17 protein-coding genes and 2 pseudogenes are annotated in these 15,204 nt (G+C 66.7%); 4 read left to right on the forward strand and 15 right to left on the reverse strand.

What is annotated here, in order from left to right:
* Positions 1-248, forward strand: a pseudogene (locus HMPREF2716_RS01515) (amino acid ABC transporter ATP-binding protein); the annotation flags it as partial.
* Between the two features lie 7 nt (positions 249-255).
* Here HMPREF2716_RS01515 and HMPREF2716_RS01520 read toward each other — a convergent pair.
* The 11 genes from HMPREF2716_RS01520 to ubiE form a co-directional block, all read right to left on the reverse strand.
* Positions 256-717, reverse strand: a complete 462-nt coding sequence (locus HMPREF2716_RS01520) for a UPF0158 family protein (RefSeq protein WP_003095904.1) — start codon at positions 715-717, stop codon at positions 256-258.
* Positions 718-826: 109 nt separating this feature from the next.
* A complete protein-coding gene (locus HMPREF2716_RS01525; protein ID WP_003121214.1) occupies positions 827-2,770 on the reverse strand; it encodes a methyl-accepting chemotaxis protein McpK in 1,944 nt (647 codons plus the stop codon).
* Between the two features lie 211 nt (positions 2,771-2,981).
* Positions 2,982-3,689: a 16S rRNA (uracil(1498)-N(3))-methyltransferase gene (locus HMPREF2716_RS01530; RefSeq protein ID WP_003095898.1), complete on the reverse strand. Its 708-nt coding sequence runs from the start codon at positions 3,687-3,689 to the stop codon at positions 2,982-2,984.
* The gene (tatC, locus tag HMPREF2716_RS01535) at positions 3,686-4,489 is read right to left on the reverse strand and encodes a twin-arginine translocase subunit TatC (protein WP_003095896.1); all 804 of its coding nucleotides are present in this window, start codon (positions 4,487-4,489) and stop codon (positions 3,686-3,688) included. The genes HMPREF2716_RS01530 and tatC overlap by 4 nt, the downstream gene beginning before the upstream one ends.
* Complete coding sequence (tatB, locus tag HMPREF2716_RS01540; protein ID WP_003115042.1) at positions 4,486-4,911, reverse strand: Sec-independent protein translocase protein TatB; 426 nt, start codon at positions 4,909-4,911, stop codon at positions 4,486-4,488. Before tatB ends, tatC begins: the two co-directional genes overlap by 4 nt.
* A 13-nt stretch (positions 4,912-4,924) precedes the next feature.
* Positions 4,925-5,173, reverse strand: a complete 249-nt coding sequence (locus HMPREF2716_RS01545) for a twin-arginine translocase TatA/TatE family subunit (protein WP_003095893.1) — start codon at positions 5,171-5,173, stop codon at positions 4,925-4,927.
* A 25-nt stretch (positions 5,174-5,198) separates the two neighbouring features.
* A complete protein-coding gene (locus HMPREF2716_RS01550) occupies positions 5,199-5,534 on the reverse strand; it encodes a phosphoribosyl-ATP diphosphatase (RefSeq protein WP_003103458.1) in 336 nt (111 codons plus the stop codon).
* On the reverse strand, positions 5,527-5,931 hold the full coding sequence (gene hisI / locus HMPREF2716_RS01555) for a phosphoribosyl-AMP cyclohydrolase (RefSeq protein WP_003095888.1): 405 nt from the start codon (positions 5,929-5,931) through the stop codon (positions 5,527-5,529). Before hisI ends, HMPREF2716_RS01550 begins: the two co-directional genes overlap by 8 nt.
* 115 nt (positions 5,932-6,046) lie before the next feature.
* Positions 6,047-7,648: a ubiquinone biosynthesis regulatory protein kinase UbiB gene (gene ubiB / locus HMPREF2716_RS01560; RefSeq protein WP_003095885.1), complete on the reverse strand. Its 1,602-nt coding sequence runs from the start codon at positions 7,646-7,648 to the stop codon at positions 6,047-6,049.
* A complete protein-coding gene (locus HMPREF2716_RS01565; RefSeq protein ID WP_003103460.1) occupies positions 7,645-8,271 on the reverse strand; it encodes a ubiquinone biosynthesis accessory factor UbiJ in 627 nt (208 codons plus the stop codon). Before HMPREF2716_RS01565 ends, ubiB begins: the two co-directional genes overlap by 4 nt.
* Positions 8,272-8,285: 14 nt before the next feature.
* Complete coding sequence (gene ubiE / locus HMPREF2716_RS01570; RefSeq protein ID WP_003103462.1) at positions 8,286-9,056, reverse strand: bifunctional demethylmenaquinone methyltransferase/2-methoxy-6-polyprenyl-1,4-benzoquinol methylase UbiE; 771 nt, start codon at positions 9,054-9,056, stop codon at positions 8,286-8,288.
* A gap of 135 nt (positions 9,057-9,191) precedes the next feature.
* Between ubiE and HMPREF2716_RS01575 the strand changes: the two genes are divergently transcribed.
* The 3 genes from HMPREF2716_RS01575 (at position 9,192) to HMPREF2716_RS01585 (ending at position 10,979) form a co-directional block, all read left to right on the forward strand.
* Positions 9,192-9,467, forward strand: coding sequence for a polyhydroxyalkanoic acid system family protein (locus HMPREF2716_RS01575; protein ID WP_003095874.1), 276 nt, complete (start codon positions 9,192-9,194; stop codon positions 9,465-9,467).
* A gap of 143 nt (positions 9,468-9,610) precedes the next feature.
* Complete coding sequence (locus tag HMPREF2716_RS01580) at positions 9,611-10,027, forward strand: phasin family protein (protein WP_003103463.1); 417 nt, start codon at positions 9,611-9,613, stop codon at positions 10,025-10,027.
* 10 nt (positions 10,028-10,037) lie between these two features.
* Positions 10,038-10,979, forward strand: a complete 942-nt coding sequence (locus tag HMPREF2716_RS01585; RefSeq protein ID WP_023090927.1) for a phasin family protein — start codon at positions 10,038-10,040, stop codon at positions 10,977-10,979.
* A 43-nt stretch (positions 10,980-11,022) separates the two neighbouring features.
* Here the strand turns inward: HMPREF2716_RS01585 and HMPREF2716_RS01590 are convergent, their stop codons facing one another.
* The 4 genes and pseudogenes from HMPREF2716_RS01590 to HMPREF2716_RS01605 all read right to left on the reverse strand — a co-directional run.
* The gene (locus HMPREF2716_RS01590) at positions 11,023-11,640 is read right to left on the reverse strand and encodes a TetR/AcrR family transcriptional regulator (RefSeq protein ID WP_003103292.1); all 618 of its coding nucleotides are present in this window, start codon (positions 11,638-11,640) and stop codon (positions 11,023-11,025) included.
* Between the two features lie 55 nt (positions 11,641-11,695).
* Entirely contained in the window at positions 11,696-13,378 is a 1,683-nt protein-coding gene (phaC, locus tag HMPREF2716_RS01595) for a class II poly(R)-hydroxyalkanoic acid synthase (RefSeq protein WP_003103289.1), read from the reverse strand.
* A 303-nt stretch (positions 13,379-13,681) separates the two neighbouring features.
* A complete protein-coding gene (gene phaZ / locus HMPREF2716_RS01600) occupies positions 13,682-14,539 on the reverse strand; it encodes a poly(3-hydroxyalkanoate) depolymerase (RefSeq protein ID WP_003095866.1) in 858 nt (285 codons plus the stop codon).
* Positions 14,540-14,691: 152 nt separating this feature from the next.
* Positions 14,692-15,204: pseudogene (locus HMPREF2716_RS01605) on the reverse strand (class II poly(R)-hydroxyalkanoic acid synthase); the annotation flags it as partial.

Consider the following 15,204-nt stretch of genomic DNA (forward strand, 5'->3'; position numbering starts at 1 on the left):
TGTTCGACGAACCGACCTCGGCGCTCGATCCGGAGATGGTCGGCGAAGTCCTCGACGTCATGAAGACCCTGGCCGTGGAAGGCATGACCATGGTCTGCGTGACCCACGAGATGGGCTTTGCCCGCGAAGTGGCCGACCGCGTGCTGTTCTTCGACCACGGCAAGCTGCTGGAGGACGCGCCGCCGGCGCAGTTCTTCGACAATCCGCAGGACCCGCGGGCCCAGGCCTTCCTCCGTCAGGTCCTCTAGTACCGCGCTAGGCGAACGGCTTGCCCGGCGGCGGCAGGAGCGACGTCGGACTCTGCCGCGCGGCCGGCTGGATATCGTTGTCCTCCAGCCAGTCCAGCGCCCATTCGCGCAGGCGCTCGTTCTGGTAGCGGTACCAGTCCTGCAACAGTTCCGGGTACTCCATCAGAGAGTGCTTGAAGGCCTTGAACGGCTTGCGGCTCTGCAGCGCGTTGGCGAGCGTCGCATAGGCGTGCGGCTCTTCCACCTCGCGGAGGAAATCCTGCATCAGTCCCAGCGACTGGGTGGTGCTCAGCGGGTCGATCAGCAGCAGGCGTTCCGGCTCGTTTTCCAGCAATGCGTCCAGTTCGGGATCGGGCGCCTCGGCGGAGATCAGCAGCACCTTGCCGCTGTACAGGTCGAGGTAGTGGTCGATTCCCGGGGTATCCAGGGCGAAGGCCAGTTCGTCGATATCGATGGTCATCGGGCGCATGGCGTCATCTCCCAAAAGGCGAAAGCCTGATCCTACGCAAAGGTGCCCCTCCTGTCCGCTTTCGATGGACGGGAGGGGCTGCCGATGCAAGGAGGATCCTCTCGGGATGTTACAGGCGGAAGCGTCCCACCTGTGCCTGCAACTGCGTGCCCAGGCGCGCCAGCTCGCCGCTGGAGGCGGCGGTCTGCTCGCTGGCGGCGGCCGACTGCTCGGCGACGTCGCGTACGCTGAGGACGCTGCGGTTGATCTCCTCGGCCACCGTGCTCTGTTGCTCCGCGGCAGTGGCGATCTGCAGGTTCATGTTCTGGATGTCGGAGACGGTGCGGGTGATGCTGTCCAGCGCGGCGCCGGCGCGGCGCGCCAGTTCCACCGTGCTGGCGGTCAGCGAGCGGCTGTTCTCCAGGCGTTCGGCGGCTTCGCCGGCGCCCTGCTGGAGACGCTGGATCAGGCCCTCGATCTCGGCGGTGGACTGCTGGGTGCGCTGGGCCAGGCCGCGGACCTCGTCGGCGACCACCGCGAAGCCGCGTCCGGCGTCGCCGGCGCGTGCCGCTTCGATGGCTGCGTTGAGCGCCAGCAGGTTGGTTTGCTCGGCCACCGACTTGATCACGTCGAGGACGCTGCCGATCTGCTCGCTCTCGTTCTTCAGGCGCGCCATGGCTTCGCTGGAAACGTCCATTTCGCTAGCCAGGCGCTCGATGCGGGTCACCGCCTGGTCGACCACCGCGTCGCCCTGGCGCGCCTCTTCGTCGGCCTGGCGAGCGGCCTGGGAAGCCAGTTCGGCGTTGCGCGCGACGTCCTGCACGGTGGCGGCCATCTCGTGCATGGCGGTGGCGACCTGGTCGGTCTCCACTTTCTGGCTGTTGACCCCGGCGCGGGTCTGCTCGGTGACCGCCGAGAGTTCCTCGGCGGAGCTGGCCAACTGGCTGACGCCGTCGCCGATCCGCCCGACCAGCTCGCGCAGGCTGTCGCCCATGCGCTGCATGACTCGCTGCAACTGGCCCAGTTCGTCGCGGCGCTGGAGGGTCAGGGGATTCTGCGGACGCTTGCCGAGGTCGCCGGCGGCGATGGCCTCGGCCTGCGCGAGGGCTTCGTCCAGCGGCCGGACGATCTGCCGGTTGATCGCCCAGCCGGCGACGCAGCCGAAGGCCAGGGCCAGCGCGGCGATCAGCCAGAGGCTGGCGCGGTCGCGGCTGGCGGTGCTCTCGCGCAATTGGCGACCGGCTTCGGTGAGGGTCCGGCCGGCCCGGGCCATATCCTGGGTGCTGCTTTGCATCGCTTGCTGCGCCTGGCGCGTGCGGATGACGCCGGCACGGAACTGCTCGATCCCGCCACGATAGCCCTGGAGGCTACCCATGGCCTGTTCCAGCGCCGCATCGGCCTCGCCGGGCAACTGGCCACGCAGCGTCGTGGCGGCCTGGCGGAGGGCGTCGAACGCGGCGAACGCGGCCTGCTCGGCCTTGTCGCTGCGTTCGAAGACGTAGCCGCGCACCTGGTAACGCACCATGAGCAACTGTTGGTGCAGGTCGGCCACCGCACGGCTACGTTGCAACGCCTGCGGGTCGCCGGCCTGCTGCGCGAGGCTGGCGTCCATCAGTTCCTCGAGGCGGGCGAAGCTGTCCAGCGCCTGCTGTGCAGTGCCCACCAGCACACCACGGGCGGCGCTGCGTTGCTGATCGGCTGCGGCGAGGTCGTCGAAAGCCTTGCGGTAGGCTTCGATGGCTTCGGTCTGGTGGGCCAGGGCGGCCGGGTCGAGCTCGCTGTCGCGCAGCGCCTGCAGGCGCTGGAGCATCCCGGCCAGGGTCTGGCGGACCTGCTCGGCCTGGCGCGGGTCGCTGCCGGCTTCGAATGCCAGGCGGCCTTGTTCGGCTTGCTGGGTCTGTTCCATCAGGCTGGCGACTTCGGCGAGCTGCTCGCTGAGGGCGGTCTGGTGCGTGAGGGTGCGGTTGCTGCTGATCACCACCAGCAGAAGCAGCGCGAGGAGGACACCGAAACCGACCATCAGCTTGCGGCTGACGCTCAGCTTGGCCAGTTGGAGAACCCACCAATCGTACATCGTCATTACTCCAGGCAGTGCGACACCCTGGGTTGGCAGCCCCATGGCGTGGCGGAACAGGTAATGGCTCAGCGTCGTCGCGTCCGGCGTGCGGGCGCGGAGGGCCGGTACGTGGCCGGCGGGCGAGGTCTTATGGTTGTCGTGCGGAGCCCTGCGCGACAGAGGATGTCGGCCGGGCGGGGAAAACCTTCAGTCTTTTACCGGAGTTTTTTCAGAACAACCGCGCAAGCAGGGCGCTGACCGCGGTTTCCACGCGCAGGATGCGTTCGCCGAGCTGCACCGGATGCAGTCCGGCTTCGCGCAGCTTGTCGACCTCGTAGGGAATCCAGCCGCCTTCCGGGCCGATCGCCAGGGTCACCGGCTTCTCCACCGCGCGCGGACAGGCCGGCCAGGGACCGGGATGGCCGACCAGGCCGAGGCTGCCGGCGGCCAGGGCCGGCAGGCGGTCTTCGACGAAGGGTTTGAAGCGCTTCTCGACGATGATTTCCGGCAGCACCGTATCGCGGGCCTGCTCCAGGCCGAGGACCAGGTTCTCGCGGATCGCCGCCGGGTCGAGGAACGGGGTCTGCCAGAAGCTCTTTTCCACGCGGTAGCTGTTCAGCAGCACCAGCTTCGGTACGCCCATCGCGGCGATGGTCTGCAACACCCGGCGGAGCATCTTCGGTCGCGGCAAGGCCAGCAGCAGGGTGATCGGCAGCTTGGCCGGCGGCGGCTGGTCGAAGCGCACTTCCAGGGTCGCCTCGCTGGCGTCGAGCTTCAGCAGGCGACCTTCGCCCATCCAGCCGCCGAGGCGGCCGACCCGCAGGGTGTCGCCGTTCTCGGCGCGGTGCACTTCGTGCAGGTGCTTGAGGCGGCGATCGTGCAGGACCGCACGATCCGCCGACACGAAGTCGGCGTCGTCGAGGAGCAGCAGGTTCACTGGCGGGTGGCCGGAGGCTGGTCGCCGTCGCTGGCCGGTTGGTCGTCCGGATGCTCGCCGCGCTTGCGTACCAGGCGGCCGAACAGCAGGCCGATCTCGAACAGCAGCCACATCGGCACCGCGAGCATGGTCTGGGAGAAGATGTCCGGCGGGGTCAGGACCATGCCGACCACGAAACAGCCGATGATCACGTACGGGCGGATCTTCTTCAGGTACTCGACGTCGACCACTCCGATCCAGATCAGCAGCACCGTGGCCACCGGGATCTCGAAGGCGACGCCGAAGGCGAAGAACAGAGTCAGGACGAAGTCCAGGTAGCTGTTGATGTCCGTCATCATCGCCACGCCCTCGGGCGTCACGCTGGCGAAGAAGTGGAAGATCATCGGGAACACCAGGAAGTAGGCGAAGGCCATCCCGGCGTAGAACAGGATGATGCTGGACACCAGCAGCGGCAGCGCCACGCGCTTCTCGTGCTTGTACAGGCCGGGCGCGATGAAGCCCCAGACCTGCGCGAGGATCACCGGCATGGCGAGGAACAGCGCCACCACCATGGTCAGCTTGAACGGCGCGAGGAACGGCGAGGCGACGTCGGTGGCGATCATGCTGGTGCCTTCCGGAAGGAAGCGGCGCAACGGCTCGGAGACCAGGGTGTAGATCTTCTGCGAGAAGTAGAACAGGCCGGCGAAGATCAGGAAGATCGCCGCCACGCTGCGCAGCAGGCGCGTACGCAGTTCGGTCAGGTGCGAGACCAGGGGCATTTCCTGGTCGTGCTCGGGCTGCTCGGGTTTATCGGCGCTCATGGATTACGCGGCGTCTCGGACGGTGGCGAAGGGGGAGTGGAGGCAGCGACTGCCGGCGGTGCCGCGGCGTCCGCGGGCGGAACCGCAGGCGTGCTGGTCGGCGGCGGCGTGGGTACGCTCGGCGCCGGGCTCTCGGCCGCCGGCGGCGGGGTTTCCTGCGGGGGATTCTGGCCGGTCAGCGGGGCCAGCAGCTTCTGCGCTTCGCGCTCCATCGAGAGGATGTGCTCGTTGTGCAGTTGCCGGCGAATCTCGTCCGCGCCGATTTCCCGTTCCACTTCCTGCTTGATGGTATTGAAACTGCGCTTCAGGCGGCCGATCCACAGGCCGGCGGTACGTGCGGCGCCCGGCAGGCGCTCGGGGCCGAGCACCAGCAGGGCGACCAGCCCGACCAGCAACAGTTCGCTGAAGCTGATTCCGAACATCGATGGCTACCCGTCAGTCCTTGCGCGCCGGCTCTTCGACCTTCTGCGCCTGGGCGTCGATGGTGTGCGGCTGGTTCAGCGGTTGGGCCGGCTGGGCGGCGGGCTGGTCCTTCTTGTCGTCTTCCTCGGTGTTCACCGCCTTGCGGAAGCCCTTGATCGCTTCGCCGACGTCGGAACCGAGGTTCTTCAGGCGCTTGGTGCCGAACACCAGTACCACGACGATCAGGATGACGATCCAGTGTTTCCAGTCAAAAATGCCCATGTCGTATTCCTCGCAATGTGTAGGTTCAGGCCGATGGTTGGCGGGCGGCTTTCTCGGCGTGGCCGGAAAGGCCGAAGCGGCGCTCCAGTTCGTCCAGCACGGCTTGCGGATGCTGGCCGAGGGCCGAGAGCATCACCAGCGAGTGGAACCAGAGGTCGGCGGTTTCGTAGATCAGGTCCTGGCAGTCGCCGCTGGCCGCGGCATCCTTGGCGGCGATGATGGTTTCCACCGACTCCTCGCCGACCTTCTCCAGGATCTTGTTCAGGCCCTTGTGGTACAGACTGGCCACATAGGAGCTGTCGGGCGCGGCGTTCTTGCGCTCCTCGAGCACCGCTGCCAGGCGGGTCAGGGTGTCACTCATGGTGGTGTCCTGCGTGTTCGTAGATGGCGTCCGGGTCCTTCAGCACCGGATCGACGGTCTTCCAGGCGCCGTTCTCGAAGACGCGGTAGAAACAGCTTTCCCGGCCGGTATGGCAGGCGATCCCGCCGACCTGCTCGACCATCAGGATGACCACGTCGGCGTCGCAGTCCAGGCGCAGTTCGTGCAGCTTCTGCACATGCCCGGACTCCTCGCCCTTGCGCCACAGCTTGCCACGCGAACGCGACCAATAGATTGCACGGTTCTCGCTGGCGGTCAGGGCCAGCGCCTCGCGGTTCATCCAGGCCATCATCAGCACGCGCCCGGTCTCGTGATCCTGGGCGATCGCCGGGACCAGGCCGTCGGCGTTCCAGTGAATCTCATCCAGCCAGTCTTTCATGGTCTTTCCACGTTCGTTGCCGGTACGTTGCGTGCGTTTCCGGCGGAAATGGGAGTAGTGTGCCAGCCGGGAGCGCGACTGGCTATCGGCGCGGGCCTAGTGGCCGTGCGCGGCGCTAGCGGCGCAGGATCAGGAACACCCCGCCGGCCAGCATCACCCACGCCGGCCAGGCTTCCAGCTGCTGACCCAGGCCGACCTCGGCGGCGCCGACCAGCAGCACCGCGCCCACCAGGCGCCCGAGCCAGTCGTGGCGGGAACCTTTCCACTCCGGCGGCGGCGCATTGTGGGCGTGCGGTTGTGACAGGCGTTCGAGGGTGTCGCGGGCCATTTGCGACAGGTGCGGCACCTGCTCGACCTGTTGCTGGAAATTGCGCAGCAACTGCTTCGGGCTGACCCGTTCGCGCATCCAGCGCTCCAGGAACGGCTGTGCGGTGGCCCACAGGTCGAGTTCCGGGTAGAGCTGGCGGCCGAGGCCTTCGATGTTCAGCAGGGTCTTCTGCAGCAACACCAGTTGCGGCTGGATCTCCATGTTGAAACGGCGCGCGGTCTGGAACAGGCGCAGCAGGACCTGGCCGAAGGAGATGTCCTTCAGCGGCTTCTCGAAGATCGGTTCGCAGACGGTACGGATCGCCGCCTCGAAGTCGTTGACCTTGGTTTCCGCCGGTACCCAGCCGGAGTCGATATGCAGTTGGGCGACCTTGCGGTAGTCGCGCTTGAAGAAGGCGATCAGGTTGCGCGCCAGGTAGTCCTGGTCCTCGTCGGTCAGGCTGCCGACGATGCCGCAGTCCACCGCGATGTATTGCGGGCTCCAGGGCGCGCGGGTGCTGACGAAGATGTTGCCGGGGTGCATGTCGGCATGGAAAAAGCTGTCGCGGAACACCTGGGTGAAGAAGATCTCCACGCCGCGCTCGGCCAGTGCCTTGAAGTCGGTGCGCTGGTCGCGCAGGGTTTCCAGGTCGGTCACCGGGATGCCGTAGATGCGCTCCATCACCAGCACCTTGGGCCGGCACCAGTCCCAGTAGACCTGTGGCACGTAGAGCAGCGGCGAGCCTTCGAAGTTGCGTCGCAGCTGCGAGGCGTTGGCCGCCTCGCGGAGCAGGTCGAGTTCGTCGACGATGGTCTTCTCGTAGTCGCTGACCACTTCCACCGGGTGCAGGCGCCGCGCCTCGCTGGAGACCCGCTCGGCGAGGCGGGCGAGGATGAACAGCCAGGCGATGTCGGAGCGGATCACCGGTTCCAGGTTCGGCCGGATCACCTTCACCACCACTTCCTCGCCGCTCTTCAGGCGCGCGGCGTGGACCTGGGCCACCGAGGCGGAGGCCAGCGGTTCGCGTTCGAAGCGGGCGAAGACCTGTTCGATCTTCGCGCCCAGCTGTTCCTCGATGCGCTTGACCGCCAGCTCCGGCGGGAAGGGCGGCACCTTGTCCTGCAGCCAGGCCAGTTCGTTGGCGATGTCGTCGGGCAGCAGGTCGCGGCGGGTGGAGAGAATCTGGCCGAACTTGATGAAGATCGGTCCGAGGTCCTGCAGTGCCAGGCGCAGGCGCGCGCCGCGGGTCAGTTCCAGCTTGCGCCGCGGCAGCCAGCGCCAGGGCAGGGTGGCACCGAGCAGGCGCAGCCACCAGGGCAGCATCGGCAGTTCGAGGATCAGGTCGTCCAGGCGGTAGCGGATGACGACGCGCTGGATGCGCAGGAGGCGGCGGACAGCGAGGAGCTTCATGCGTCGGGCTTGGTCTTTTGGCTGAGGCGTCCGACGCGCGCGTCGAGACGATCGAGGGCCAGCTTCAGCTGGTCCAGTTCGGCGAAGCGTGCTTCGGCTTCGTGCTGGCCGACCAGCGTACGGCTTTCCTCGGCAAGGTAGTCGGCCAGGTTCAGGCGCAGGCTGTGCAGGCTCTGCGCGCTCCAGCGCGAAGCGTCGCGCAGGCCGCTGCCGAGCACCTGGGTGGCGAGCGGGCCGAGCCAGCGCGACAGTTCGTACTCCCAGTCCAGCTCCAGGCTCTGCAGGATGCCGGCCAGTTCCAGCAGGGCCGCGCTGTCGCCGTCCATGCTGACTTCCGGGCTGTGCAGGACGCGGGTCTTGTCGCGCGCCAGGGCCAGGTGCAGGAGGTTGCCGGCCGGCGCACGCAGGGTGCAGTCGACCTCCGCCTCATGCTGCGCGGCGAAGTGCAGGCCGTCGCCGGCGGGCAGGATGAAGATCCGCAGCGGCGGGCTCAGGCAGTCGACCTCGATGACCTTGGCGGAAAGCCTGCGCAGGCGCGGCAGCGCTGTCCCGTCGAGGCGCAGGACGCGATTGATGCCGGTTTCGGCGGCGGCCAGCACGGCCTGGATCAGCAGCGAGCTCATCGGCGCGCCCTCGGTTAAGGCTTGATACCGCGGTGCAGGGCGACGATGCCGCCGGTCATGTTGTGGTAGGTCACGCGGTCGAAGCCGGCTTCCACCATCATCGCCTTCAGGGTTTCCTGGTCGGGGTGCATGCGGATCGACTCGGCCAGGTAGCGATAGCTCTCGGAGTCGTTGGTGACCAGCTTGCCCATCAGCGGAAGCAGGCTGAACGAATAGGCGTCGTAGGCCTTGGACAGCAGGTTGCTGCTCGGCTTGGAGAACTCCAGCACTAGCAGGCGGCCACCGGGCTTGAGCACGCGCAGCATGGAGCGGATCGCTTCGTCCTTGTGGGTGACGTTGCGCAGGCCGAAGGCGATGGTCACGCAGTCGAAGTGGTTGTCCGGGAAGGGCAGCTTCTCGGCGTCCGCCTGGACGAAGCTGACGTTGCCGGAGACGCCCTTGTCGAGCAGCTTGTCGCGGCCGACCTTGAGCATCGAGGCGTTGATGTCGGCCAGCACCACCTCGCCGGTCGGGCCGACCAGGCGCGAGAACTGCCGGGTCAGGTCGCCGGTGCCGCCGGCGATGTCGAGCACGCGGTTCCCGCTGCGCACGCCGGACAGCTCGATGGTGAAGCGCTTCCACAGGCGATGGATGCCACCGGACATCAGGTCGTTCATCAGGTCGTACTTGGCTGCCACCGAGTGAAATACCTCGGCGACCTTCTTCGCCTTCTGGCTTTCCGGAACGTTCTGGTAGCCGAAGTGGGTGGTGGGTTCGGCGTCGGCGCCTTTGCGGGGATCGTTCATGACGTTCTCACCTGGAAAGAATGCCGGGCATTCTAACAGGATGTGGGGAAAGTGCTGTGCCGCCGTCCGACGGCGCGGGTGCGGTGTTTTGTCTGGCCGCGTATAGTTTTCCGATCTGCAATCAGGAGTCGATTCATGTCGCGTATCCACATCGAACGTCCGCACAGCCTGGGGCTGGACGCCGCACGGGCCAAGGCGGAGAAACTGGCCGAACGTCTGGCGAAGGAGCACGGCGTGCAGTGCGAATGGCAGGGCGACGAGCTGACCTTCAAACGCAGTGGCGTCGACGGCAGGATCGCGGTGGGGGCGGACAAGGTCGCGGTGGACGTCAAGCTCGGCCTGATGCTGTCGGCCATGAGCGGCCTGCTCAAGGGCGAGATCGAGAAGGCGCTGGACAAGGCGCTGGCCTGATCCCGCCGGGCGTTCGCCGTCCTGGCGGCGCCCATCTTCCGCTTAGTATGCGGTTTCTAATTTTCCCCGATACCTTGCTCTCACGCTGCCAGCGTTCCGGCGGCGCCTGCGGTTTCTTCAACCCAACGAGCGTGAGGTGCCCCATGGCCAAGATTGCCCTGAAGAAAAAGACCGTTTCCGAATCCACTTCCCTGGTCTCCGAGATCCGCCACTATGCCCGCCAGATCTGGCTTGCCGGCCTGGGTGCGTATTCCCGCCTGGGCACCGAAGGCAGCGACTACTTCAAGGAATTGGTGAAAGCTGGCGAAGCCCTGGAGAAAAAAGGCAAATCGCTGGTCACAAGTCAGGTCGATTCGGCCAATGACAGTGTCAAGACCGGCCTCTCTTCGGTGAAGGGAAAAGTCGAAGACCAGCTCGACAGGATCGAGCAGGCATTCGACAGCCGTGTCGCTAGCACGTTGAACCGGATAGGCATACCTTCCCGGAACGATGTCGAAGCACTCTCTGCTAAGCTGGATGAGCTGAGCGCAGTGCTCGAGCGTGTCGCGAGAACCCAATAAGGAGAGCAGGATGGCTGGCAAGAAGAAGAGCGAAAAAGAGTCCAGTTGGATCGGCGAGATCGAGAAATACTCGCGGCAGATCTGGCTGGCTGGTCTGGGGGCCTACTCGAAGGTCAGCAAGGACGGCAGCAAGCTGTTCGAGACCTTGGTGAAAGACGGCGAGAAGGCTGAAAAAGAAGCGAAGTCCGATGTGGACGCGCAGGTCGGTGCGGCGAAGGCTTCCGCCCGCTCTGCGAAGAGCAAGGTCGACGAGGTTCGGGACCGTGCGCTCGGCAAGTGGAGCGAGCTCGAGGAAGCTTTCGACAAGCGCCTGAACAGCGCCATCTCGCGTCTCGGCGTGCCGAGCCGCAACGAGGTGAAGGAGCTGCACAGCAAGGTCGATACGCTGACCAGGCAGATCGAGAAACTCACCGGCGTCAGCGTCAAGCCGGCGGCGAAGGCAGCGGCCAAGCCTGCGGCGAAACCGGCTGCCAAGCCCGCGGCGAAAACCGCAGCGGCCAAGCCGGCAGCTAAACCGGCAGCCAAGGCCGCCGCCAAGCCTGCGGCGAAACCCGCGGCGAAACCCGCGGCGAAAAAAACCGCGGCGAAAACCGCGGCCGCCAAGCCGGCAGCCAAGCCCGCCGCCAAACCGACTGCGAAGGCCGCAGCGAAACCGGCGACCAAGCCGGCAGCCAAGGCCGCGGCGAAGCCTGCTGCGAAACCTGCCGCAGCCAAGCCTGCCGCGAAGCCGGCAGCCAAGCCGGCCGCTGCGACCGCCGCCAAGCCCGCGGCGAAACCTGCCGCCAAGCCGGCTGCGAAAAAGCCTGCGGCGAAGAAGCCGGCAGCCAAGCCCGCCGCGGCGAAACCGGCCGCTCCCGCCGCGTCTTCGAGCGCGCCCGCTGCCCCCGCCGCCACACCGGCTGCCAGCGCTCCGGCAGCGAACGCTCCGGCGACGCCGAGCAGCCAGGGCTGAGTCCTGGCGGCAAGGCACACGCCCGGCACTCGCCGGGCGTTTTTCATTCCGGTCCCAGGTAGCGCTGCGCCAGGCTTTCCGCCGAGCGTTGGGCCTCGCTGCGCAGATGCGGGGCGACCAGCATCATGATCTGGTAGACCACCGTGCGCACCTCGCCCTTGCTGCCCAGTACCCGCTGGTAATCCAGGGAGAACAGCAGGGTCAGGGTGATCTGTTCGACCAGTTGCCCGAGTGCCGGCGCGTCGCTGCGCAACTGCCGGTCGGCCTTGAGGCGGGCCAGCAGGGTGGCCAGGGTCCGCTTCAGCGCGCCGAGCCAGGTACGGATGCCGCGAGCCAGCCGTGGCAGGCGCCCGGTCAGGTTGGACAGGTCCTGGAACAGGAAGCGGTAGTGGGCGAGGCGCTCGACGATCAGGTGCAGGAACAGCCAGTAGTCCTCCGCGCCCAGGCGCACCTCCTCGGGCGGATCGAGCAGCGGCGCCAACTCGGCCTGGAACCGCTCGAACAGCGCCATCACCAGCGGTTCCTTGCCATGGAAGTGGTAGTAGAGATTGCCCGGGCTGATGCCCAGTTCGTTGGCGATCTCCAGTGTCGAGACGTTGGGCTCGCCCTGTTCGTTGAACAGCAACAGCGAGCATTCGAGGATTCGGTCGCGTGTCTTCATCCGGACTTCTTCTGGGGATGGAGGTGCCCGGCTCCAGGCGCCCGGGCCGGATCTTTCAGCGTATATGCACGTAGGTGCCCGGGGCCGCTTCGAGGGGCGGATGCGCGGCGCTGCCAAGGTTGAAGTCAGGGTTGCCCAGCTCGCCCGAGCGCTCCTGCAGCCAGCCCAGCCAGACCGGCCACCAGCTGCCCTCTTCGCGCTTGGCGTCGTAGTACCAGGCGCGTGGATCGCTGCTCAGCTTGTCGTTCTCGAAGTAGCAGGCCTTGGGGTTTCCGGGAGGGTTGAGGATGCTCTGGATGTGCCCGCTGTTGGACAGGATGAAGCGGCGCTGGCCGCCCAGCAGGAGGGCCGAGCGATAGACCGCGTCCCAGGGCGTGATGTGGTCGGTGATGCCGGCGACGTGGAAGCTGTCGATCGCCACCTTGCCCAGGTCCACCGCGGTCCCGCTGACCTCCAGCGCGCCCGGGCGGGTCAGCGGGTTGTGCTTGAACAGGTCGAGCAGTTCGCCGTGGAACGCCGCGGGCAGCCGCGTGTTGTCGTTGTTCCAGTAGAGGATGTCGAACGCCGGCGGCTGCCTGCCGAGCAGGTAGTTGTTGACCCAGTAGTTCCAGATCAGGTCGTTGGGGCGCATCCAGGCGAACACCTTGGCCATGTCGCGCCCGTCCAGCACGCCATGCTGGTAGGAGCGGCGCTTGCTGCTCTCCAGGGTCTGCTCGTCGGCGAAGAGCATCGCCGGGCTTTCCATCTGGCTGTCGAGCAGGCTGACCAGGTAGGTGACGCTACTGACCTTGCGCAGTTGCCGGCGCACCTGCAGGTGGCCGAGCAAGGCGGCCACGGTGAGCCCGCCGGCGCAGGCGCCGGCCAGGTTCACGCTGCGGCTGCCGGTGATCTCGCGGCTGACCTCGATGGCCTGGTCGAGGGCCTCGACATAGGTGCTCAGGCCCCATTCGCGGTGCTGGGCGTCGGGGTTGCGCCAACTGATGACGAAGACCTGCAGGTTGTTCTTCAGGGCGTACTGGACGAAGCTCTTTTCCGGCGACAGGTCGAAGATGTAGTACTTGTTGATCTGCGGCGGCACGATCAGCAGGGGCTTGGCGTACTGGCGCTCGCCCAGCGGCTTGTACTGGATCAGCTCCAGCACCTCGTTGCGGAACACCACCGCGCCTTGCGTGGTGGCGAGGTTGCGACCGATCTCGAAGGCGGTCTTGTTCACCTGGCTGGGCATGCCGCCGTTGTGCACCAGGTCTTCGAGCAGGTGGCGGACGCCATTGAGCAGGCTGATCCCGCCGGTATTGAACAGTTCCTTTACCGCCAGTGGATTGATCAGGCTGTTGCTGGGTGCCACGGCGTCGGAGAGCAAGGCGACGAGGAAGCGGGCGCGGGCGCGATCGTCGCAATCCAGGTTGCTTTCGTCGATCCAGGCGAGCAGTTGCTTCTGCCACGCCAGGTAGGCCTGCAGGGTGCGCCGGTAGAAGGGATTGAGGCGCCAGGATGGATCCTGGAAGCGGGCGTCCTGTGGGTTCGGCTGGTGCAGGGTGTCGCCCAGCAGCACCTTGCCCAACTGGCCTCCGAAGGCGACCAGGTGCCGCGCACTGTGCAGCGGCTGGCGCAGGCCGTGGACAGCCAGGCTGCGGACCGTCGTCAGCAGGTCCTTGCCGCGCAGGCCGACGATGGCGCTCTGTGCACTCATGAACTCGGCGGGCACCGGCACGCTACCCGATTCCTGCTTTTCTCGCATGGACCATACTCCGTCGTAGGACCACAGTCTGGATGCCACGGGCGATCGTCCCCTGGCTCGGAATACTCAGTTATAGCCTGTGAATTCCGTTTCACCCGGGGCAGAACCGCACACCTGCCTGAACAGGGAGGATGCCGCCCGACAGTGGGGCAGCAAGCGCTGTACCACAACGCCAGGAGGGGCGTCGCAGAGCTTGCGCTGTCGCGGCGAAGCCAGGCGCCATGCGCCGTTGCGGAACATTGACTATGCACCTGCACCATGACGAAGCAGTGTCTGCTGCCCTGGTGTTGCCCGTGCAGCAGTTCAGCCAGTCTTGGGCAGGAACGGACGAGGGTGCATGACGGCGCGGCGGCGCTCCTCGGCGAGGAACTTCATGATGATCGGCGCCACCGATTCGGCGCGGGTCACCAGGAACAGGTGGCCGTCGTCGATCACGTGCAGTTCGGCGTTGGGAATGCGCCAGGCCAGCACACGCATGTTGATCAGCGGGATGATCGGGTCGTCGTCGCCGGCCAGCACCAGGGTCGGCTGGCGGATCCTATGCAGCCAGTGGATGCTGGTCCAGCCGAGCCCGGCGAACAGTTGCCAGTAGTAGCCCAGCTTGCCCGACGAACGCACCTTGCTGGCATGCGCCATGGCCAGCTTGGGGTCGCGGCGGAAGGCCCCGCCGTAGATGTCCGGGGCGATGTGTACGCCATAGGAGGGCTGGATGTAGCGCCGCGGGCTGGCCATGCGCATCAGTACCTTCGGCTTGCCCGGCACCATCACCGCGCCAGCCGAAGTGGCGGCGAGGATCAGCTTCTTGCAGCGTTCCGGATAGTCGTGGGCGAACTGCTGGGCCAGCGCGCCGCCCCAGGACACGCCGATCGCGTTGACCTGGCCGTAGTCCAGGTAGTCGAGCATCCGCGCCGCCAGCTTGGCCAGGCCGGGAAAGCGGTAGGGCACGCTGGGCGTCGAGGAACCGCCGACGCCGGGAACGTCGAAGGCGATCACCTCCAGTTCCGGGTCGAGCGCCTGGACGAAGGGGAATACCAGTTCCAGGTTGGCGCCTATGCCGTTGAAGATCAGCAGCGGAGTGCTTCCTTCCTTGCCCGGCCGCACTGCGGTGCGGATGGTCTGGCCGTCGAGGTCGATGGTCCGGAAGACGAAGGGCTGGGGCATGCTCGGGGTCCTCGGCGGCGCAGCCGCGGGCTCGGCGATACGGGGCCTGGCCGGCTTCCGCGCGGCGCGGGGCCGCGCCGGAGGCGCTGGCGGGGTTTCGTCGGCGGAGGCCGCGGATCGCTCCTGCGGCAGTTCTTCAGGCTGGTCGCTTTTCATCGTTCATGCACGTAGGTTCCGGGCGCGGCTTCGCCGGCCGGATAGGTCTTGTTGCCCAGGCTGGCGGGCGCCTTGCGGGTCTTGCCGGAGCGTTCGGCCAACCATTGCTGCCAGTGCAACCACCACGAGTCGGCGTGCTTGCCGGCCTGTTCCAGCCAGGCCTTGGGCTCGGCGGGCAGTTCCGGATTGGTCATGAAGCGTGCCTTGGGGTTGCCCGGTGGGTTGAGGATGCTCTGGATGTGACCGCTGTTGGAGAGGATGAACTCGCACTTGCCACCCAGCAGCCTGGCCGACTTGTAGCACGACTCCCAGGGGGTGATGTGGTCGTTCAGACCGGCGACACAGTAGAAGTCGCAAGTCACCTGCTTCAGGTCGATGGGCGTGCCGGAGACCTCCAGGGCGCCGGGGCGGTTCAGCGGGTTGCTCTTGAACAGTTCGACGAACTCGCCGTGCAGCGCGGCGGGCAGGCGCGTGGTGTCGTTGTTCCAGTAGAGGATGTCGAACGCCGG

The sequence above is a fragment of the Pseudomonas sp. HMSC076A11 genome, assembly GCF_001810205.1.
In the GTDB taxonomy this organism is placed as follows: Bacteria; Pseudomonadota; Gammaproteobacteria; order Pseudomonadales; family Pseudomonadaceae; genus Pseudomonas; species Pseudomonas aeruginosa.

What these genes read in the sequence shown, in the direction of transcription:
- HMPREF2716_RS01520 (WP_003095904.1), bottom strand. Translation starts at nt 717, where the DNA reads ATGCGCCCGATGACCATCGATATCGACGAACTGGCCTTCGCCCTGGAT.
- HMPREF2716_RS01525 (WP_003121214.1), bottom strand. Translation starts at nt 2,770, where the DNA reads ATGTACGATTGGTGGGTTCTCCAACTGGCCAAGCTGAGCGTCAGCCGC.
- HMPREF2716_RS01580 (WP_003103463.1), top strand. Translation starts at nt 9,611, where the DNA reads ATGGCCAAGATTGCCCTGAAGAAAAAGACCGTTTCCGAATCCACTTCC.
- hisI (WP_003095888.1), bottom strand. Translation starts at nt 5,931, where the DNA reads ATGAAAGACTGGCTGGATGAGATTCACTGGAACGCCGACGGCCTGGTC.
- HMPREF2716_RS01590 (WP_003103292.1), bottom strand. Translation starts at nt 11,640, where the DNA reads ATGAAGACACGCGACCGAATCCTCGAATGCTCGCTGTTGCTGTTCAAC.
- tatB (WP_003115042.1), bottom strand. Translation starts at nt 4,911, where the DNA reads ATGTTCGGAATCAGCTTCAGCGAACTGTTGCTGGTCGGGCTGGTCGCC.
- phaC (WP_003103289.1), bottom strand. Translation starts at nt 13,378, where the DNA reads ATGCGAGAAAAGCAGGAATCGGGTAGCGTGCCGGTGCCCGCCGAGTTC.
- HMPREF2716_RS01550 (WP_003103458.1), bottom strand. Translation starts at nt 5,534, where the DNA reads ATGAGTGACACCCTGACCCGCCTGGCAGCGGTGCTCGAGGAGCGCAAG.
- phaZ (WP_003095866.1), bottom strand. Translation starts at nt 14,539, where the DNA reads ATGCCCCAGCCCTTCGTCTTCCGGACCATCGACCTCGACGGCCAGACC.
- HMPREF2716_RS01565 (WP_003103460.1), bottom strand. Translation starts at nt 8,271, where the DNA reads ATGAGCTCGCTGCTGATCCAGGCCGTGCTGGCCGCCGCCGAAACCGGC.
- ubiE (WP_003103462.1), bottom strand. Translation starts at nt 9,056, where the DNA reads ATGAACGATCCCCGCAAAGGCGCCGACGCCGAACCCACCACCCACTTC.
- HMPREF2716_RS01545 (WP_003095893.1), bottom strand. Translation starts at nt 5,173, where the DNA reads ATGGGCATTTTTGACTGGAAACACTGGATCGTCATCCTGATCGTCGTG.
- tatC (WP_003095896.1), bottom strand. Translation starts at nt 4,489, where the DNA reads ATGAGCGCCGATAAACCCGAGCAGCCCGAGCACGACCAGGAAATGCCC.
- HMPREF2716_RS01575 (WP_003095874.1), top strand. Translation starts at nt 9,192, where the DNA reads ATGTCGCGTATCCACATCGAACGTCCGCACAGCCTGGGGCTGGACGCC.
- ubiB (WP_003095885.1), bottom strand. Translation starts at nt 7,648, where the DNA reads ATGAAGCTCCTCGCTGTCCGCCGCCTCCTGCGCATCCAGCGCGTCGTC.
- HMPREF2716_RS01585 (WP_023090927.1), top strand. Translation starts at nt 10,038, where the DNA reads ATGGCTGGCAAGAAGAAGAGCGAAAAAGAGTCCAGTTGGATCGGCGAG.